At 64.0% G+C, this 20,098-nt stretch carries 11 protein-coding genes; 3 read left to right on the top strand and 8 right to left on the bottom strand.

What is annotated here, in order from left to right; all coding sequences use genetic code 11:
• Positions 1-19 precede the first annotated feature (19 nt).
• Positions 20-1,801, bottom strand: coding sequence for a monovalent cation:proton antiporter-2 (CPA2) family protein (locus JOH52_RS19875; protein ID WP_010975839.1), 1,782 nt, complete (start codon positions 1,799-1,801; stop codon positions 20-22).
• 496 nt (positions 1,802-2,297) lie between these two features.
• Between JOH52_RS19875 and JOH52_RS19870 the strand changes: the two genes are divergently transcribed.
• Complete coding sequence (locus JOH52_RS19870) at positions 2,298-2,891, top strand: hypothetical protein (RefSeq protein ID WP_026031282.1); 594 nt, start codon at positions 2,298-2,300, stop codon at positions 2,889-2,891.
• 154 nt (positions 2,892-3,045) lie between these two features.
• Here JOH52_RS19870 and JOH52_RS19865 read toward each other — a convergent pair whose 3' ends face one another.
• The 5 genes from JOH52_RS19865 to JOH52_RS19845 form a co-directional block, all read right to left on the bottom strand.
• Positions 3,046-3,555, bottom strand: coding sequence for a GNAT family N-acetyltransferase (locus JOH52_RS19865; RefSeq protein ID WP_017266907.1), 510 nt, complete (start codon positions 3,553-3,555; stop codon positions 3,046-3,048).
• Positions 3,556-3,717: 162 nt separating this feature from the next.
• Complete coding sequence (locus tag JOH52_RS19860) at positions 3,718-4,305, bottom strand: DUF6969 family protein (RefSeq protein WP_017271659.1); 588 nt, start codon at positions 4,303-4,305, stop codon at positions 3,718-3,720.
• A 363-nt stretch (positions 4,306-4,668) separates the two neighbouring features.
• Positions 4,669-5,883: a YeeE/YedE family protein gene (locus JOH52_RS19855; protein ID WP_013850618.1), complete on the bottom strand. Its 1,215-nt coding sequence runs from the start codon at positions 5,881-5,883 to the stop codon at positions 4,669-4,671.
• Between the two features lie 106 nt (positions 5,884-5,989).
• Positions 5,990-6,901, bottom strand: coding sequence for a sulfurtransferase (locus JOH52_RS19850; RefSeq protein ID WP_013850619.1), 912 nt, complete (start codon positions 6,899-6,901; stop codon positions 5,990-5,992).
• A gap of 215 nt (positions 6,902-7,116) precedes the next feature.
• The gene (locus JOH52_RS19845; protein ID WP_164857709.1) at positions 7,117-13,983 is read right to left on the bottom strand and encodes an autotransporter outer membrane beta-barrel domain-containing protein; all 6,867 of its coding nucleotides are present in this window, start codon (positions 13,981-13,983) and stop codon (positions 7,117-7,119) included.
• A 229-nt stretch (positions 13,984-14,212) separates the two neighbouring features.
• Between JOH52_RS19845 and JOH52_RS19840 the strand changes: the two genes are divergently transcribed.
• Positions 14,213-15,364 carry a sensor histidine kinase gene (locus JOH52_RS19840; RefSeq protein WP_014527138.1) on the top strand — a complete coding sequence of 384 codons (1,152 nt, stop codon included), beginning with the start codon at positions 14,213-14,215 and terminating at the stop codon, positions 15,362-15,364.
• On the top strand, positions 15,352-16,134 hold the full coding sequence (locus JOH52_RS19835) for a LytR/AlgR family response regulator transcription factor (protein WP_014527139.1): 783 nt from the start codon (positions 15,352-15,354) through the stop codon (positions 16,132-16,134). The genes JOH52_RS19840 and JOH52_RS19835 overlap by 13 nt, the downstream gene beginning before the upstream one ends.
• Before the next feature lie 88 nt (positions 16,135-16,222).
• Here the strand turns inward: JOH52_RS19835 and JOH52_RS19830 are convergent, their stop codons facing one another.
• The gene (locus JOH52_RS19830) at positions 16,223-16,621 is read right to left on the bottom strand and encodes a hypothetical protein (RefSeq protein ID WP_010975829.1); all 399 of its coding nucleotides are present in this window, start codon (positions 16,619-16,621) and stop codon (positions 16,223-16,225) included.
• Between the two features lie 125 nt (positions 16,622-16,746).
• On the bottom strand, positions 16,747-20,085 hold the full coding sequence (locus JOH52_RS19825) for a M10 family metallopeptidase C-terminal domain-containing protein (protein ID WP_015243022.1): 3,339 nt from the start codon (positions 20,083-20,085) through the stop codon (positions 16,747-16,749).
• Positions 20,086-20,098: the final 13 nt, after the last annotated feature.

Below are 20,098 nucleotides of genomic sequence, written 5' to 3'. Positions count from 1 at the left end.
GACGCTGCCTCTGCTTCGTTCACGCCGAACCGCCGGGCGGCACGGCCTCCACCGGCTCCAATTTGCCGCTGAAGAGCGGCCGCCCGGCATAGAGGCCGCCGACCAATTCGAGCTCGAGCCGCTTCTCGTCCCGCTGCCGAACCTTCTCGATGATTTCGGCGACCTCCGGCAGATCCGCTCCCAACGCCTCCAGTGCTTTCTGCCCGAGAACCAGCGAGGATTCGAACGTCTCACGGATGTGGAAATCGGCGCCCGCGGTGATGAGATCCAGCGCGTGCCGCCGGTCAGAGGCACGCGCGAGAACCGGGATGAGAGGGAACTCCGCCTTGATGAGCTCGACGATTTTCGTGGCGTCGTCCGCCTTGTCCACGCAGACCACGATCGCACTGGCGCGCTCGGCGCCCGCCGCATGGAGGATGTCGAGGCGCTTGCCATCACCGTAATAGACCTTGAAATCGAATTCGCGCGCGGTGTTGATCATCTCCACGTCGGTATCGATGATGGAGATGACGTGACCTCGTGTCAGAAGGACCTGACTCACGATCTGGCCGACACGGCCGAAACCGATGATCAGGACATTGCCGCTGAGGTTCTCGGGCCGCTCCACGCCGTCCGTCGAGAGCGGAATGTTCCTTTCCACGAGACGCAGCGCCGCGATCAGCAGCGGCGTCACCATCATCGATACGATGATGATCGCCGTCAGAATGGCGTTCTCTTCGCTGCTGATGATGCCGGTGCCGAGGGCCGCGGCATAGAGCACGAAGGCGAACTCGCCGCCCTGCGCCATGAAAACCGCACGCTCGATCGCCTCCCAGTTGGACGCCCTGAAGAGCCGCGCCACAAGGTAGATGACGATGGCTTTCACGACCATGTAGGCGGCCACGTAGAACAGGATCATCGCCCAGTTCCGGGCGATGACGCCGAGATCGAGCGACATCCCGACCGCAAGAAAGAAAAGGCCGAGCAGAATGCCCCGGAACGGTTCGACATCGGCCTCGAGCTGATGCCTGAACGTCGACTCCGACAGCAGGACACCGGCGAGGAAGGCGCCCATCGCCATGGAGAGACCGCCGAGCTGCATGACATAGGCCGACCCGAGCACGACCATCAGTGCTGCCGCCGTCATCACCTCCCTGGCTTCGACGCCTGCAATGAGGCCGAAAAGCGGATTGAGCAGATAACGCCCGGCGAGGACGAGGCCTGCAATCGTAACAAGCCCGATCGCGATCGAAAGCCAGTCGATCGCCCCGGACGCGGCAACGCTTCCGGGCACGATCGGTGCGAGGAAGGCGACCAGCGCAAGCAAGGGCACGATGGCCATATCCTCCACGAGGAGAATCGACACGATGCGCTGCCCCTTCGGCGCCGCCATCTCCCGGCGTTCCTCCAGCAACTGCATGACGATCGCAGTCGAGGTGAGCACGAAGCCGGCGCCGGCGACGAAGGAGGGGGCTACCGGAAAGCCGGTCAGAACGCCGACGCCCGTCAGAAGCAGCGCGCAAAGGGCGACCTGTACGATGCCGAGCCCGAAAATCTCGCGGCGAAGCCCCCAGAGGCGCGAGGGCCGCATCTCCAGTCCGATGATGAAGAGGAACATCACCACGCCCAATTCGGCGACGTGAAGAATGGATGACGGCTCCTGGAGCAACCGAAGCCCGAAGGGGCCGATGGCAATCCCGGCGGCGAGATAACCGAGAACAGAGCCGAGTCCGATGCGTTTGAAAAGCGGAGCCGCGACGACGGCCGCTCCAAGCAGGGCGATAACCGGCAGCAGGTCTATGCCGTGGGACTCAGCAGCCATGTTTCGCTCCGAATTTCCAGATGACGAGCGCCTCCTAGAGCGGCGCCAGCGACCGTTGAGGCCCGGACATCCTTCCACTCAACTTGCTTTGAATCAAGTTCGATCACTTGCGACAGAACCTCGATCCGCTGCAGATACCGCTTACTCATCGCAATCAATCCCATCCGCAATCTCCTACGACGTCAAAACGCCGGGAGAGTGACGTTCTTACTTTGCAGGATCAGGACACTTCAACTTTGCGGTGTAAGCGGCGGGCGTAGCGCCGTCGGGCATGCCTCGGCCTGCGCCTCGCACGACGCTGCGGCAGGGCTTCTCGGCGATGACGGGGCGCTCAGGCCGGCCGATCGCCAGCGAGCGATCCTGCGACGTTCATCCATATCGATCTGGGAGTAGGTGCGCTCATGAGCCATTCCTGAGCGTGATAGTCCATTGGCATCTATCGTAAGTCGCACTTAATCCTTAGTCCGCAACTATAAGGCGTAAAATCAGATAACGCATGTTATGGAACATCCAGTTGGTTTTGTTCCTTTCGAAGGCATTTGATCATTTGATTGACGCGACAATGATCATCGACCACGCTGATGGTCGCCGATTCAGTTTTGATGGTGCACCTACCTTGTACACGTTGAAGCCCGGCATAAAAAAGGACCCGGTGCGGCGCTGGGCTCTGCCTGACCGCGTCTTCTTCGGAAATGGCGCGTATGCCATTCTCGCCGGTGTGTTTTTGAGCGAGGCACCCCTTCCCGGATTTTATGCCGAGCGCATCATCCCCGGCGAAGGCTTCGCCGGTAACCATATTTTCGTGACCGACGGCGTAATCGCTTTCGACCACCACGGCTACTCGCTTCGGAGCCGACTGCTGACATACCACACGAACGGATGGGCGGGCCGATCTCCGGAAGGATGGAATTGCCGCCTCGAACGCGTCACCTTTGATCTGCTCGACAGGCGCGATCTCAATGACAACCAGATGCTCGGACGGGAGCAGTATCTGCACGACCCGATCGTGCGTGCCAAGACATATCTTGGCAGGGTGAACCATGCCGAAGCGAGCGCGCGTGCACGCGCAAAGAATGGCGCAGCGATTTAAGCAACAGAAGGCAATCCTGGGCCGCTTCTCTGGCTCGAGGTAGTTCGCCGACAGCTCGTAACTTCAGGTCCGCAAGCCGGTCGTCGTCGATACCCGTGATAACCGAGACGGTCGAGCGCATTACGGCCCAGTTCGGCTTTAAGTCCCAATCCCTCTAAATCGGTCGGTCGAATGAAAGTAGCAGACTTTCCACGCCGCGCTCGATGACGTCTCGATACGGCAGAAACCCTGCGGACAGCGAACCACGAATAGCTATTTTGTTCTCTTTAGCGTGACAGATGAAGCATTTGCAGTCTTGCGGAAAAATGGAAGGAACCACGTTCAGCACATAGGAGCGAAGCATAGCCTTCCCAAAGCCCTTCCCTATGAAACGCTCCTCACCGATAAATAGGTCGACGGCTACGCCGTCTTGCTCGCCTATCTCAGACGCGAAATCGGGATAGTTGCGAAGCGAATAGCACTGCAACATTCCAAAAGGCTCACCATTATATCGGGCTATATGGCAATGGGTGGGATGGCTTGGGCTCAGGCGCTCAGAATACTTCCCCTGAACTTCCTCGATCGTTATCGGCGTCTTCTGATAGTGAGCACGCATATGAGGGCTATTTAGCCATTCACACAACATCAGAAAATCTGCTTCGGTCAGTGACCTGAATTCAATCATCCGGTTGTACCTTCAGGTCGGTAGCGCCGATTCCATAGAACGCCTGTGATTACAGGACTTTCCAGGCACTCATTCACCCAGATTCGGAGCCGGAACCGCACTCTTTGGAGCTTTGGCGTGGAATTAACGGGATATGCTTGATCGTCGTTCGCCGCATCTAGTCTAGCGACCTGAGAGCTTGAACTCCGAAGTGACTTCCAGCGCGCGGTCCTGGCGCGCTTCGACGCTTTCGGGCTGACGGTGTGCCAGCAAGGTGCGGTCACGCTCGCGGATCAGTTCGGTTATTTGTTGCTCGTAGGCGGTGAAAATTGCCGTCAGCCAACGGTTCACGAGATAAGACGGGCGCGGCATCTGCACGTCGAAGCGCGGCAAAAGAGCGATCGTGCCTTCCGCGCCGAGCCAATCATCGCCGACCACCCACTGGTTCACCGTGAAAAGCCGCAGAAGGCGCCCGTGAGCGTCGACCCCCACAGCCGCGAGATGGTGGATCGGCCCTTGCGGTCCTTGCGGTCGCAAGAAGCAGTGGAAATGGCCGTGTTCTTCCGCCCCCTCTTCAGCCGGGTGGCAGTGATAGAACCACTGCGCGCCGCTCGTCGGGTCGAACACATCGCCGGTCGGGTAGTGGTCCCAGGCCTTGATTTCAGCCGTGTCGCGAAAGGTCTCGCTGAGCACGTTGAGGCCGCCCTTGGCGAGCAAGGTTTCGCAGTAGGCGATCTCGCGGCGCGCGAGTTCTACGGCTTCCTCAGTCATTTCCCTGTACCGGCAAGGGAGCGGGCGGCGGAGGCGGCGGAAGCTTCTTCCCCTCGGTCGGCAGGGGAGCCGGCGGCGGCGGAGGCGCGAGCTTGGGTGCCACTGCCGTTGAGGGCGCCCCGGCGGCACAAGGCATAGAGGGCATTGGCGCGGGCGGTGGAGGTGGTGCTGCGAGCGGAGCGCCGGCGGCGCACGGCGCGGCAGCGGAGCACGGGGCACCTGAGGCACAGGGTGCTGCCCCTCCTGCCGAACCGGAGGTCGCTGCTGGCTGGGCGCGCGGAACGGGATGATTGTGGTGATCGACTGCCACAGCGGCGGTCGCCGCCGCCAGCGCTGCACCGAAAAGAAGCGTGTTCCTTGTCGTCATTTCTTCTTGAACCCGTCGAGACCGAAAAGCGGACGCATCCAGATGCCGACGAATGAGCCGACAAAGGCAGTCGCAAACCACAGCCAGCCATGCAGGCTGCCCGAAGCGATGCCGGAGAACAGCGCGCCTATATTGCAGCCGAAGGAAAGCCTTGCGCCATAGCCCATCAACAAACCGCCGACGACGGCCGCGAGCATGGAGCCAAGCGGGATTTTCGCCTTCGGCGCGAATTTTCCGGCAAGACTCGCGGCGGCTGCCGCGCCAAGAACGATACCGAAATTCATCACCGATGTGACGTCGGCGAGCACGCTTGCACTGAGCGCCGCTTGCGGCCCCGGCCAGTTCCAGAACTCCCACGTCGCGACCGGAACGCCGACCGCTTGCGCCGCCTTGGCGCCCCACAGGCCGAAGCCGAACGTGACCGACCAGGGATGGCCGGCAAGGAGCAGCGTGGCGACGTTGAGCAGAGCCATGAGCAGCCCTGCCCCCACCAGGGGCCATGGACCGTAAAGCAGCCAGGTCCAACCCGGACGCGACGGTTCCGGCTCCCTTTCGATGTTGCCATGCGCCCGCCGCTCGATCAGCGCCGTCGCCAGGGCGACGAGGCCGAGGCCTGCGAGCGTCGCGAGGATCGCAGTGCCGGTCCCGAGCTGCCGGCCGAGATCGATCGTGCCGAAGGATGGAAGCGTCAGCCACCACGGAAGATGTGCCGAGCCGATGAGCGCGCCGACGATGAAGAAGGTAAGCGTTACGAGCATGCGGGCCGAACCGCCGCCGACCGTGAACAGTGTGCCCGAACCGCAGCCGCCGCCAAGCTGCATGCCCAACCCGAACATGGCAGCCCCGACGAGTACCGAAACCCCGACCGGCGCCAGCGCGCCGACGAGCGGCTGGCCACCGAGGCTGCCCGCCGAGATCAGCGGGATCATGGCCAATGCCGCCACGCCGATCATCAGCATCTGGGCGCGGATGCCGCGCCCGCGGCGCTCGACCACCATCCGGCGCCACCCGCCTGTGAAGCCGAAGGAGCCGTGATAAAGGGCGACCCCCAACAGACCGCCGACGACGAAGAGGGCCGCCTGCCGCAGATCGATCAACTGCGCGATGACGAGAAGGCCTATCAGCAGTGCGCCGCCGGCTACGAGCGCCGGCCCACGGTCGACAACCGCCGACGGCAAATATCGCGAACGATCAAAGGAAATGTCGGTCATTTCGAAATCCCGCCGCCTATGCGGCATTGGTCAAATCCCAATGTCCGCAGCTTGCGGACATTGGCCTGTTCTTCCGTTGGCGCGGATCGGTCCTGGTCCGCTGGCGTCAGGTGCCCGACTTGTTCTCGACCGGGCGCGCCGGATCGGCCGTCCATTCGGCCATCGAGCCGTCATACATGGTGGTGTTCTTGTTGCCTAGCACCTCGGACAGGGCGAACCATGTTACGGATGCCCAATGCCCTGTGTTGCAGAAGGTGATGTTTTCCTCCTCCGCAGCCAGACCGGCGGCCTCGGTCAGGGCCTTCACAGTCTCGGGGCGGGCGAAGAGCGCGTGGTCCTGGCTGTAGAGCTTGGAGTGCTCGATGTTGATCGACCCCGGAATCGTGCCGTTGGCGCGCACGACCGGGCTCTTCGACTTGCCCTGGTGCTGCTCGGCCGGCCGGCCATCGATGAGCTTGACGCCGGCCTTGAGCGCGGCGGCGACTTCCTCGGTCGTCGCCAGCAGCTTTTCCTGCGGCTCGGCGTGGAACGTCGCCGGTTCGGGCTTTACAGCCTCGGCAGAGCGTGTCCCGCCGGCGGCGTCGTATTGCCGCCACCCGCCGTCGAGGATCGAAACTTCCTCATGGCCAAGATATTTGAACGTCCAATAGACGCGGGTCGCGCCACCAAACTCGGTCGAATCGGTACCCCAGGGCACGATGACGACGTGATCGTCATTGTCGATGCCGAGATCGCCGATCAACTTGGTGATCTGCTCCAGCGGCGGCAGCATGCCGGGGACGCCACCCACCTCGGTGCGCCAGCCGGCGCTCGCATAGGGTGCAACAACCGCGCCCTGGATATAGGGTTTGTCGCCAAGTTCCGTCTCGGCGACCTTGTCGCGGATGTCGAGGATGACGACGTCTTTGTCGCCGGCATTCGCCTTGACCCATTCGGCGTCGACGAGCGGGCTTATGTCGGCAGCGAGCGCGGACGAGGCAAGGACGGACAGCGTGAATGCTAATGATGCGATGCGCATTTTCATGAGGCTCCCGAATTCGTTTGTCGAACCTCGTCTACCCCGCGATCCGGGCCGAGTCAGGACATGGCTTGGCCGGAGATCCGCTGACTTTGGAAAATCTTTCTGTTTGGAAAATCTTTCCGTGCCGGAACAGTGATGCGAAGCCGCGTCGAGGACGCCCCGCCCGGAGCGTCCGCTGCTCCTGTGCAGCTGCATTGTCTCGAGTCGTCTCCTCAGAACTTGTGGCTCAAGCGCAGCGAACCGGCATGACTGTTGTAGGTATCCGAGAATGAGCCGTTATATTCCACGCGGAGACCGAAGCCGCTATCCGTTGCAAGATCGAGGCCCGCGGTTACCCGCCCGACCACATCTGCCAGCGGCACCTCGCTGTCGAACATACCGATCCCGGCCGGTGCACCGGCCAGCCGGGCCGAGGTATCCCAGCTATCGACAGTGCTGAAGCTCACTCCGGCGCCTGCAAACGCCCGCATCACCGTCGTTTCGTTCACCTCCACCCGCGTGCCGACCTCGATCGCCGGGGTTGCGTGGAAGCTCCATTGGCCGGCATCGTCGACCAGGAGATCGAGCGCGCCGGTTCCCGACTCGCGATATCCGCTGGCATGCGAGTAGATCAGATCGAGATCGACCAGGGGCCGCACATAATAGGGGTCCTGCGCGAAGGTATAGGCGGCGCGTACACGGGTGCTGAGGTTGTAGATCTCCGGATCGCCCTCGGCCTGGCCGGCGAAGCCCGGGATGCGGATCGTGCGCGTGTTGTCGTACCAACCATAGCTGCCGGCGACAGCGCCCGAAAGAAGCCACGGCCCGATCTCATGTTTCAACGAGGCGCCGGCATAGATGATGTCGCCGTCGGCGTCGACCCGGCCGTCGTCGCCGCGAATGGAACTGCGGTCATAGCCGCCGGCGATGCCGACGAACCAGTCCGGCGACACCTCCATTTGGGCCCCCGCCCGAAGAGCGTAGGTCGTCGTATCGAAGCCCGACATGCCGCCGCTGGCCTTCTGGTCGAGTGTTTGTGCGCCGGCCTGGCTCCAAACGCAACTGGTCTCGACCAGAGCCGAGGTGCCATCGGCAAACATCGGACAGCTCAACAGCAGGTCGAGACGCTGCTGCGTCATGGCGATGCTGCCGGCCGCGGCCGCGCCCGAAATGCCGGGCGACATGTCGGAGAGAGCAGCCGCATAGTCGCCGGAATTGCGGTCGGCCAGAGATCCGAGCGTGCCGAAAAGCGTGCCGAAGGAACCGCCGCCGGCGTCCCAAACCTCCTGCAGATGACCGGCGACATTGATCTGGTCTTCGTTGAGCATGGCGCCGGGATCGGTGAAGTGAGCCGAGTCCGCTGAAACCGACAGCTCGTTTCCCGCCCGGCTGATGGAATATTCGAAGATCGACGACTCGGCGCTCAGCGCATGGTCCAGCGTGCCTGCGACGGTGAGGAACGGCAGACTGATGTCGGGCAGGACGCTGATGGCGTTCACCGTGAACTTGCCGGCGAGCGTCGCGTCGCCGTCGATGATCAGCCGGTCCATGCGGAAGCCGGCAAAGTCGGCGGTGAACCCCAGTATGCCACCTGCATCCTGCGTGAGGTCGCCGGTGATTCGGGTGGCGTCGATGCCGCCGGATTGGCCGATCGTCAGCCGGCCATGATTCATCACGTCGGCCTCGTAGATCTCCGCATCCGTCAGCACGCCGCCCGTCTTGTTGACGACGGAGACTACGGTGTCGCGGCCGGAGCGGGCAAGCCTCGGCATTTTGGCCGCGACGGTTAGGGCCCCCTTCACGCTGCCGCTGATCGTACCGGCGTTATTCACCACCAGGGTGCTGTCTTCGGGCGAGTTCATGCCGGCGGTATATTGCACGGCGACGCCCGAAGCGGCCGAGACATTGCCTCCGGAATTGACGGTCACCACGTTGTCTTTCCCGGCCGAAACCCAGATACCGGCGCCGTTGTCGCCGGAGCCGCCGGTGACAGTACCATTGACGGTCACATCGATCGTGCCGTTGTTGTCCGTCCCTGCATCGCTCTGCGCGAATATGCCGATCGAGTCCTTGCCGGACGCCTGGATGGTCCTGCCGGCATCGAAGCTGACCGTCACATTGCCGCTCTTGCCGTCCGACGAGAGATTTCCGTTGGAGCCGATAAAGGCACTCGTCGCGTTGCCGCCGAAACCGCCGCCGCCGCCGATCGACTGCGCCAGCACGCCGAAGGCGTAGTCGCCGCGCGTGAAGATGCTGCCGTCGGCCGTGACGGCGACGTCGCCACCGTCACCGTGGCTGCCGGGGCTGCTGCCGGTGAAGGAGAGCGGCGCACCCGAGGCGGCGCCGCCAACGCCGCCGCCGCCGCCGATCGACTGGGCGACGAGGCCATGGGCGGCTATGCCCTGCGTGGTGATCGAGCTCTGGCTCGTCAGGTCGACCGTGACGGCGCCGCCGTCTATTGTTCCACCGCCTGAGCCGCCCACCACCAGCGAGGCAATGCTGTCGGCCTCGCCGGCGCCCCCGATGCCGCCGCCGCCGCCGATCGACTGTGCGACGAGGCCGAATGCCCGGGCGCCGGAAGTGCTGAGGGTCGTGCCGACGCTGAGATCAACCTCGCCGCCGCTGCCGCCGACACCGCCGCTGCCGCCGACGACGAGATCGATCGTGTGGCTGTGCTCTTTTTCGGCGGCCGTGCTGCTTCCGGCGCCGCCGACGCCGCCGCCGCCGCCGATCGACTGCGCGACGATGCCGTGCGCGTCATCGCCGCTCGTCGAAAGGTTGATCCACCCCTTGGCGGTGACCATGCCGCCGCTGCCGCCCGCACCGCCGCTGCCGCCGAAGCCGCCCCCGACGGTGATCCTGCCCGCCGCCTCGTCGGAACCGTCGCCGCCCTGCCCGCCACCGCCGCCGATCGACTGCAGCAACACGCCATAGGCGCTGTATCCCGCGGTGCTGATGCTGTTGCCATGGTTATCGTCGAAGGTGATGCCGACCGCGCCGCCATTGCCGCCCGCACCGCCGCTGCCGCCGACACCGACGGTGATGTTGGCCGTCGCCTGGCTGCCGGACGCGGTGGAGGTGCCGCCCGCACCGCCGCCGCCGCCGATCGATTGGGCGACGATGCCGTCTGCCCAGTCGCCCGCGGTGGCAATGTGGCCGGCATGGGTCAGCGTGACCGCGTTGCCGTTGGCGGCCGTGCCGCCAGTGCCGCCATCGTCGATGGTGGCGCCGACACTGACGCCGAAGCAGTAGCCGTGTCCGTCATCGCCATTGCCGCCTTCGCTGGCGCACTCGCTGTCGCCTTCGTCATCGAGTGGTTCGGAATCGCCGGAAGACGCCTGCCCCACCGAACCACCCAACCCGCCGCCGCCGCCGATCGACTGTGCAAGCACCCCGTCGGCGTCCGCGCCGAAGGTAGAGATTGTACCCGCGGTGGTGACGTTGACCGTGCCGGACGAGCCGCCGCTGCCGCCGGTCCGGCCAACGGAAACGCCGACGGATGCGGAGAAGGCGCCGCTGCCCTCTTCGGATTCTTCCGCTTCAGCGGCTTCCTCGCCACCGCCGGGCAGGCTGGCGCTGGCCGACAGCCCGACGCTGGCGCCCTGCGAAGTGCCGCCGCCGCCACCGATCGACTGGACGATTACGCCGCGCGCGCCGGACCCGCTGGTCTGCAGGTGGGTACCGCTGTCGAGGCCGACGATCGCGTTTCCACCACTGGCTCCGCCGCTGCCAGACCCGCCGACCCCGACGTTTGCCGTCAGGTTGAAGCCGCTGCCGATCTCCTTGCTGTTGACGCTGCCTACGCCGCCATTGCCGCCGCCGCCGCCGATCGACTGCACCACGATCGCATTGGCATAGTCGTCGGCCGTCGTCACCGAGGCGCTGTCCTTGAGAGCGGCCGTGACGGCGCCGCCATTGCCGCCGGCGCTGCCCGAGCCGCCGACCGAGACGCCGATGTCGGCGCTGATCGTGTCCACCGTGCCGGCGGTCGAAGACATCGACGACGCACTGCCGCCATTGCCGCCGCCGCCGCCGATCGATTGCGCCAGGAGGCCATGCGAAGAATCGCCTTTCGTGAAGACGGCGGTGCTGCCGTCCAGCGTCAGCGACACCTCCTTAGCCGTCCCGCCTGATCCACCACTGCCCCCGACCGCCGTGGCGACGCTCATCGCCAGAGAGACGTCTTCGCCGGTCGGCACCGCCACGGTGAGCGCGTCGGCAATCGATGAGCCGCCATTGCCGCCACCGCCGCCGATCGACTGCGCAAGCACGCCGATGGCGTCGGTCACGTCTCCACCGCCCTGGCCGGTCCTGATGGCGCTGTCGGTCAGGCTTACGGAGACCTCGCCGCCGGCGCCGCCATTGCCACCGGTACCGCCGACCGCCACGGACGCCGTGAAGCCGATACCGGCGGAATAGGAACTGGCGGTGCCGCCGGTGCCGCCACCGCCGCCCACCGACTGCGCCACGATCCCCGCGGCGTGCGAGCCCTGGGTCGTCAGGGTCAGCCCCTGGAAACCGACGTTTGCGGTATTTGCGTAGCCGCCACCGCCACCGCCACCGCCAATCTGGAAGCTGCCGAACCCGGCATCGCCGCCGGTGGCGTTACCGCCATTGCCGCCGCCGCCGCCGATCGACTGCGCGAGTATGCCGACCGCGCCGGCACCCGCGGTCGCGATCGCGACGGCCTGCGGCGCTCCGGAGCCTGTAGAACAGTCGCCGCCCGAATTTTCATTGGTGACGCAAACCCACCCGCCGCTACCGCCGCCCGTGGCGCTTCCACCGACGCCCAGCGCCGGAATCCCGACCGACATGTCGATCACACTGCCGCCGTTGCCGCCGCCACCGCCGATCGATTGCGCCATGATCCCATGCGCCATCTCGCCCCGCGTGGCAATCGAGCCGCCGTTCAGCCATACGCTGGCGTAGGTGCCGTAACCGCCGGCGCCACCCGAGCCTCCGACTGTCGCGATGCCTTTGGCACCGCCGCCAGAGCCGCCGCCACCGCCGATCGATTGCGCCAGGATGCCGATCGCCGCGTCGCCGCCGGTGCTGATGGCGCCTGAACTCTGGACCTCGGCATTCCCCGCGTAGTTGGCGTTGCCGCCGGTGCCGCCGATCGACAGAATGCCGCCAGCGGTGCCGGCAGCGCCGCCGCCGCCGCTGATCGACTGCGCCAGGATGCCATGCGCCGAATAACCGTCGGTGGTGATTGCGCCTGTATTCTGGACACTGGCCGCCCCGGCAGAACCGCCCTCGCCTCCATCGCCGCCCAGTTCGAGCGTCAATCCTTCGGCGATTCCGCCTGTGCCGCCGCTGCCGCCGATCGACTGCACCAGGATACCGTAGGAATGCCCGCCCGAGGTGCTGATCGTCCCGCCAGCATTGTTGATGGTAGCGGTGTTGCCGTTGCCGCCATTGCCGCCATTGCCCGCGCCACCGCCGAGCACGTCCGTGAAGTCGCCCCCCGTCCCGCCGCCGCCGCCGATCGAGTGCAGAGTGACCGCAGCGGAAAAATCCCCTGTTGTCGTGATCTTGGAGCCGGTGGTGACATACGCGCCGACGCCGCCGGCATTGCCACCGAAGCCGCCGCCGCCGCTCGTTCCGACAACGGCCGTGTCGTCGCCACCATTGCCGCCCTGGCCCCCGATGCTTCCGCCCAGCAGGCCGTAGGCCTGGATGCCATCTGTCTCGATAGAACCGCCATAGACGTTGATCTGAATCGCGCCGACGTCGCCGCCTCTACCGCCGGAGCTGTCCTTCTCGCCGCTGGCGCCGTCGCCGCCGCGCCCGCCCTGGGCCAACCCGACGACGCCGGCGACATAATCGCCCTTTGTCGAAACCGTGACACCTGATTGGACGCTCAGGGTAGAGCCGAAGGCAGAGCCGTTCCCACCACGGCCTCCGGTCGTTGACGCGGTGCCGGCGCCGCCATCACCACCCTGACTGATGGCAACGATGCCGCCGGACAGTTCGTTGGGGTCGGAGCCGGTGGTGACCACGGCTATATCGGAATAGGTGTCGATGCTGAACTGGCCGCCGTCCGCGCCGGCGCCGCCATCGTCGGATGAATCCTGAGAGGCCGTGCCATAAGAGCCTTGGCTGAATGCATAGATGCCGCGCGCGCTGTCGGCGCTGTTCGAGTAGATGTTGATCGCACCGATCGAGGCATTTCCGCCGGATGAACCGTTGTGAATTTGGATGGCGCCACCCGCGCCACCCGCGCCATTGTCGTGCCCCCCCGCCTGGCCGATGGACTCGGCGGCGAGACCCCAGACATAGTCCAGCCCGTTCAGCGGGTTGGTCGCGCTGCCGAGATTCACCTGCCCGGTGTTGGTGATGCTGATGCTTCCGCCGCTGCCGCCGACCCCCCCGAACTGGTCGCCCGCCGCGCCGCTGTTCTGATTACCGCCGGTGCCACCCTTGCTCACGGCATGGATGCCGGCCATGCCCCTGGCCGTGTTCGGGCTGAGCGACTCTACGCTCAGCGCGCCGTAGTTGGTGATCGTCAGCGAGCCTCCCGACCCGCCAGCTCCACCGTTGGACTTGTAGTTGTCGTTATCCCCGTCCCCCGAGCCGCCGAAGCTCGTTGCCGAAATCAAGCTGCCGATCGAGCCTGGATCCGTCGAGGTGGTCAGGGTTATGGGGCCGTAATTGGTGATCGTCACGGCGCCCCCGGCGCCGGCGGTTCCCTCGTCGACGCCAGCGCCACCCATTGTGTATGTCATGATAACACCGCCGACGGAATCCCAGGGCATGGTGTAAGGGAGACTGGCGCCGGCCGTGTACGACGCCTGGGTGTTGATCGTTATGCTCGCTCCGGGATCACCGTTCTTCTCATCCTTGTCATCGACACCACTGTCGCCCCAACAGGCCGACCATGTGTATCCATAGTCGACCTGGCCGATCGTCTGGGTTGCATTTCCATTGCAACCCGCATACGCCTCGCCGGCCAGGGCCGCCCCGCCGAGCCCTACGGCCAGCACGATCAAAAAATGCGACGTGTTCCGCTCGGACGGAAACGCAGCTTGGACGCCGGGTCCGAATGCTGCCAGCGAAGACCTCGGCCGGGCTTTCCTGGTTCTGGTGGCGTGCTTCATCCGATGTATCCCCCCGAAAAATGGCGCTCATACATCGACACACGGCGGCAAACCTTGCACCACCATGCTCAACGTGCGAGTGTGCGACGCGCTGAATATGCGACTCCTTATAGGTATTAATGATGCGCCCTCCGCGCATAGACACGCCCTATTCGATGAACCGGTCGATCTACTCGGTGAAGAAACCAATCCTGCCCCGGGATGACGGCAATTAGGGAATTACAGCTCGATGGTTGTTATTGCCGAGCCCGATCTGCTTCCCGATCTGAGTGGAAGTCACATCGCGGATCCAAGCTACAGGCGGAGCCGGACGAAGCGAAAATTCAACGGGTCGGGTACCGTTCTGGTGGGTGCGCTCGGTTCGTTCTGGCGGGCGCAGACGGCCGGCTGGCTCTTCGGCGCGCTGTTCGCCGTCGTCAGCCGTATTCTCGCATTCGAGGACGTGGCGTTCGCGTTTGCATTGACCGCCGTTCTCGAGCCGCTTGGGTTCGCGCTCACTACGCTTGCTTACCGAATATTCCGTCACCGGATCGGCGGCGTCACGCTGACGGTCGTTGCAGTCGCCCTGGCGCTCTCGATTGCCGGTGGCGTGCTGCAGATGCTGATCGCCAACGCAATGAAGGACGTCCTGCAGCCGAACATCGATCCGGACTATGGCGCCAATGGCTCGGTAATCCCGGCCATCTACTATACCCTTATCTTTCTGGGATGGTCTCTTGCCTATCTCTGGATCAAGGCGGATGCCGACGCCCGAAAGCAACGGATGCGGCGCCACCGGGCTCGTGAGGAGGCGCTGCGGGCCGAGCTTCACCAGCTGCGCCTGCAACTCGATTCACACTTCCTGTTCAACGTGCTGAACACTGTCGCGATGGAGATTCCGGAGGAGCCGGACACCGCGCTTGAGATGATCCATCGGATCACGGCGTATCTGCGCTACTTGCTCGAGAACCAAACGCGTCGCATCTGTCCGCTCTCGGACGAGATCGAAGCGATGATGGCCTACATCCGTATCCAGGAGTTGCGGTTCGAAGGTCGCCTCGATTGCGTGGTCGAGGTGGACCCCGCCGCCCGGCCGGTCGCCGTGCCGCACCTCATTCTACAGCCGCTGGTCGAGAACGCCGTGAAGCACGGACTGCGCTCGCCGGCCAGCCGCTTCGCGGTCGGCATCACCGTAGAGTGTCGGGATGCCGACCTCTTCATCGAGATCAGCAATCCCGGCCGGCTGGAGGCGGGCGAGCGTGACCGTCCGCCGATCGGTCTCGCCAACATTCGCCGCCGGCTGGAACTGCACTATCCACTCGGCCACGCACTCACACTGATCCAGGCCGGCGACAAGGTGATCGCGCGACTGATGCTGAGGGGGGCTGCATGCTACGCGTGATGGTTGTCGACGACGAGCCGCCGGCCCGGCGCGGGCTGAAGCGACTCATGCAAGCGCACCCGGATGTCGAAGTCGTCGGCGAAGCCGGCTCACTGGATCAGGCGCATCAACTGACGCACGCCTTGCGGCCAGATGCGATCTTCCTCGACATCGACCTTGGCGACGATGACGGCTTCGGCCTCATCAAGCGGCTCGATCAGGTGCCCGCGATCGTCTTCGTGACCGGACATGGCACCTACGCGCCTCAAGCCTTCGATGTCGCAGCGCTCGACTTCCTGCTGAAGCCGGTCGAGCGGCAGCGCCTGGCGCTGACCCTCGAGCGGTTGCGGCGTTATCGGCACGCACTCGAACTCGGCGGCAAGGTCCTCGATGACACGGCAACCGTGCTGCCGGTGGTCATGCCGGGCAGGCGACGCTTGCACATCAGGATGGCGGGCCAAACACTCGTCCTGCCGACCGACGGGATCGCCATGCTGGCCGCCGAAGCGGACTTTACGCGCATCGTGATGGCGGATGCACGGGACCATCTGGTATGCCGGTTGCTCGGCCAGTTCGACGCAGAGCTTCCGACGCCGCCATTCTTCCGCGTCAGCCGCTCTCTGATTATAAATCTGGATCGGGTGGTGCGCGTGAGATCGCAAGACAAGGGGCGCTCGCTCCTGTCGCTCGGCCGGTCCCTTACGCCAATCATGCTCGGTCGGGTCGCCACCACTCGCTTGCGGCGTGCGCTCGATGGATTCCAGCGGGTCGGAACTGTCCCTGACGGGTGATGATCCCGCTCGACTGATCACGTGTGCCAAAGTGCTACAGCGACCTTTGCGCGTCTGATAAGACGCGCGGCGCTGTAGTCTTGGCTCTTCAATACATAACTGGATTGAGCGTGACGTAGACAGGCGAACCCGCCTCGAACCGTGTGCTGCCGCGCGCGACCAGCCAGCCATCCGCACGCTCCAGGCGCGCAACGATCCGCAGCGTTGGCGAAGCATTCACGCTGGCGGGCGGGGACAAGGAAAATGCTATCGACGTTGACGTGCCGTCGCTTTTGATGCGCGTTTCCGTGGCGCGACGTCGCGCTTCGTCCTGAATGGCAGGATCCTCGAGGTAAATTTCTAGATGACCTTCCGGGACCGCGCCGCCCTCGAATGTGACTGCGCCACGAATATCCGGCGATTGCGCAGCGACTGGCCCGGCGACCGCGGCGACGGCCGCAGCTCCGGCGGTCATCAATACTGTGCGGCGGTTGGTCGGGCGCTTCATCACACACTCTCCCATGGACGCCCCGCGAAACCCCTACGGTAGCGGCACTACCGCTCGGCTTGTAATTCGAAAGGATGCACGACGCAGTGGATGGGGCGCCTGAAAGCGCCCCATCCACTATCAGGTTAGATAATAATGAAGTCGGCCGCCGAAAGCTTCAGATTTGTGCTCAGCTGCGCATATTGAATCGCCGCGATTTCTCCGGCGCCATCGGCGTCATAGGACAAGACGCCGCTATCGGCATCGTAGATGATGCGGTCGTCGGCGTCATGGGCGACGCCCCCCGCACTCCCGTAAAATGCACCCAGGGCGAGAGCGCCTTCGCCACCCACGCTCTCGAAGATGAGGTTGTCCAGCAGGATCGTGTCGTCGATGACATTGAAGTCCTTGATCCAGTCGACATTGCCGTTTCCAAGCGCCGTCGAGAAGCGGAATGTATCCTCTCCCGCGCCGCCGGTGAGCGTGTCGGCCGCCAGACCGCCGTCCAGCAGATCGCTGCCTCCGCCGCCAATGAGCGTGTCGGATCCCGCAACACCCGGCTGGGCCGGCTGAGGGGGGAACTCGACCGATACGTTCAACTCATATGTCGAGCCTGCCGGCACGGCTTCCGCCCAGCCATCGCCCGGCGCCGTCGGTGACCAGCTGCCTTCCAGTATGTAATAGGTGCCGGTCTCCTGAGCTACGAATACCAGGCTGGAATCCCGGTTGCTTGTAGAGCCGGGGTCGCCGCCGCCGTCATCGTTCTGAGCGACGATGTTGCCGGCGCTGTCGAGCAGCCTGACCCAGCTGTCATGGACATTCGGATCGGCAATTCCGTCAATGTCGATCGTAATGACCGTACCGGCCGCCAGATCGATCTTGTAGTACCCGCCCCGGCCGTTTCCGGTGGCGTTGACGGTCGTATGAAGGATCGTTGTCGAATCGAAGATATCGGGGTCGCTGGTCAGGGAAAAGTTGTTGGAAATGTCGAACGCGGCTGCGATGGAGTTGTTCGCCGCGTCCGGTCCAAGCGTGGCGTAGCCGCTTCCCATGCCCGGACGCGGCGGCGCGTCCCCCTGATAGGCAAAATCGCCGAGCAGGGTGTCGTCACCGCGGCCGCCGTCGATCGTGTCGTTTCCGCCTTGGCCGGTCAACACATTGGCTGCGCCGTTGCCGGTCAGCCGGTCGCCGAATCCCGACCCCGCAAGATTCTCGATGGAGACATATGTATCTCCGCCGGACCTGCCTCCAGCGAGACTGAGCCTCACGCCGCTCGTCGCGTCAGCGTAGTCCGCCGTGTCGCTGCCGGCGCCGCCGTTCAATCTGTCGGCGCCGCCGCCGCCGGTCAGCGTATCGTCGCCAGCACCGCCGGAGAGCTCATTGGCCAGGGCATTGCCGATGAGATGGTCATCGAACGATGAACCGGCGGCATTTTCGAAGCCGACGAGAATATCGTGCCGGATGACTGCGCCTCGGCCGACGATTTGCACCGGACCATCACCGTCGCCGCCGCTGGCCGTGCCGTTGGCAAGATCGATCGTCACGCCGTCCGGGCTGCCCGCATAGACGACCGTGTCGATACCGGAACCACCATCCAGATAGTCCTGACCGGCGCCACCGATGACCGTGTCGTTGCCGGCTTCGCCATACAGGATATCGCCATCGTTGCCGCCATCCAGAATGTCATTGCCGCCGCCGCCATTGAAATAATCCCCGCCGCCTTGGCCCCAGAAATGATTTGCGGCGGATGTGCCGATGAAGCGGTCAATGCGGTCATCGGAACCGATCAGGTTTTCGATGCTGTGGAAAGTGTCGCCTGAGGCGGTGCCGCCGCTGGCGACATTCGTGGCAAGGTTGACGAGCAGTTGGAAAGGGCTCTCCTTGCTGAAATCGACAGTATCGACGCCTGCCCCGCCCCTGAATATGTCCACGCCGTCCTGGCCGCTCAGCACATCGTCGCCGGCGCCCCCGTCGAGAATATCGTTGCCCTGGCCGCCAAGAATGGTGTCATTGCCGCCGCCGCCGTAGAGCGTATCGTTGCCATCGTCGCTTTCGGTCTGGTCTTCAAGATCTTCGACATCGATCGTGTTGTTGATATCGCGGCTGGCGAGCGAGTCGCGGCCGCCGATGATCAGGTCGTCTCCTCCCTTGCCGAAAATCGTGTCGTCGCCGGCGCCGCCGTCGAGCGTATCATTTCCGTTGCCGCCGAAGATGATGCTGGTCATCGTGTTGTCCCCGGCGATGGGCGGAGACGCGCCGCCGCCGCCCGGCTGGGTTGTCGACTCGTCGGCGTAGATGATGTTTTCGACGTTGGCGATTTTCCTGATTTTCAGGTTCCTGGACAGGAGGATGACCGTGTCGTTGCCGCCATTGGCCTCCTCACGAACGATGTCCTCCAGCGAATCGACGAAATAAGTATCGTCGCCGCCGTTGCCAGCCATGCGGTCGCCGCCGCTCCGGCCGTCCAGGGTGTTGGCGCCGTCATTGCCGATCAGGATGTCGTCAAACCTGCTGCCGATCCCCGTCTCGATGTAATAGTCCGCCGCATCCGCATTGTGGCCGGCGAAGATCGACACATTATTGCTGTGACCGTTGACACTTGAGAACTGTCCGGCGCGCAAGTCGAGGATCGTACCCGCGGTCGAGCCGGAGAAGTCGATCGTGTCGACCCCGCCGGTGTCATGAATGGCAAAACCGATGTCGTGCTGCATGCCGGACGAGGTCAATTGGTAGCCGTACTGCGTGCTCCCGAAGCCGTAGACATTGTCCCCTGTGTTGAGGTCGATGTGCTGATAGGTACGCACTCCATTCTCGTCGACGGTTGAGAAAAAGCGGCGGATGACGGCCTCTATGTCGGCCATGAGCGGGGTCGAGGCAGACCAGCGGCTGGTTTCCCCGACATCGATCCCATCGAAATAGGACATGACGCTGTATTGCTGGCGATCATAGGTCCAGGTCGCATTGTTCAGGTAGTTGATCTGCACGCCGCCGGGACCGCTGTAATTGTAGAGCCCGGGATGGTTCAGCCCGAATTCATGGCCGAACTCATGGATAAAGGAATCGAAGACATAGCCGCCGATATCCGTCTTATTGGGTTCCGTGTCGTGGAAACGCTGACCGATGCTGACATAACGGTTGCTCGAATAGGCGCTGCCATCGTCCTCCTCGCCGAGCTCGGGGCTGACGACCTCCATCCAGTCCGTCGTGCTGTCGAACGGTGTGTCGTCGACGATCTCGAACTTCAGTGGGGTGACGGATGCCCACATCTGCAAGGCGCCTATCGCGGCGGCCTTGTACTCGGGGTGATCGTTGAGCTCGTAAACGTTGATCCTCAGCGTTCCCGCAGCCATTTCCGGCGTCAGACTGCGGGGCAACGCCCCAAGGTAGTCGAGAAAAGACTCATAGTCCTCGCTCTTGCCGTAAGGGTTATCCGGCGTCTGATCGTTGATCCACCAATTGTCGCTGGTCTGGCTAGGGTTCGGCATCGTAAGCTTCCCT

Origin of the sequence: Sinorhizobium meliloti (assembly GCF_017876815.1) — a bacterium.
Classification (GTDB): Bacteria; Pseudomonadota; Alphaproteobacteria; order Rhizobiales; family Rhizobiaceae; genus Sinorhizobium; species Sinorhizobium meliloti.
The sequence above is the reverse complement of the archived record's forward strand: the minus strand, read 5'-3'. Positions and strand labels throughout refer to the sequence as shown.

Excerpts from the sequence above, each read along its gene's own strand:
- JOH52_RS19850 (WP_013850619.1), bottom strand. The coding sequence starts at position 6,901 with ATGCGCATCGCATCATTAGCATTCACGCTGTCCGTCCTTGCCTCGTCC.
- JOH52_RS19860 (WP_017271659.1), bottom strand. The coding sequence starts at position 4,305 with ATGACTGAGGAAGCCGTAGAACTCGCGCGCCGCGAGATCGCCTACTGC.
- JOH52_RS19830 (WP_010975829.1), bottom strand. The coding sequence starts at position 16,621 with ATGAAGCGCCCGACCAACCGCCGCACAGTATTGATGACCGCCGGAGCT.
- JOH52_RS19845 (WP_164857709.1), bottom strand. The coding sequence starts at position 13,983 with ATGAAGCACGCCACCAGAACCAGGAAAGCCCGGCCGAGGTCTTCGCTG.
- JOH52_RS19840 (WP_014527138.1), top strand. The coding sequence starts at position 14,213 with ATGGTTGTTATTGCCGAGCCCGATCTGCTTCCCGATCTGAGTGGAAGT.
- JOH52_RS19855 (WP_013850618.1), bottom strand. The coding sequence starts at position 5,883 with ATGACCGACATTTCCTTTGATCGTTCGCGATATTTGCCGTCGGCGGTT.
- JOH52_RS19835 (WP_014527139.1), top strand. The coding sequence starts at position 15,352 with ATGCTACGCGTGATGGTTGTCGACGACGAGCCGCCGGCCCGGCGCGGG.
- JOH52_RS19870 (WP_026031282.1), top strand. The coding sequence starts at position 2,298 with ATGTTATGGAACATCCAGTTGGTTTTGTTCCTTTCGAAGGCATTTGAT.
- JOH52_RS19825 (WP_015243022.1), bottom strand. The coding sequence starts at position 20,085 with ATGCCGAACCCTAGCCAGACCAGCGACAATTGGTGGATCAACGATCAG.
- JOH52_RS19875 (WP_010975839.1), bottom strand. The coding sequence starts at position 1,801 with ATGGCTGCTGAGTCCCACGGCATAGACCTGCTGCCGGTTATCGCCCTG.
- JOH52_RS19865 (WP_017266907.1), bottom strand. The coding sequence starts at position 3,555 with ATGATTGAATTCAGGTCACTGACCGAAGCAGATTTTCTGATGTTGTGT.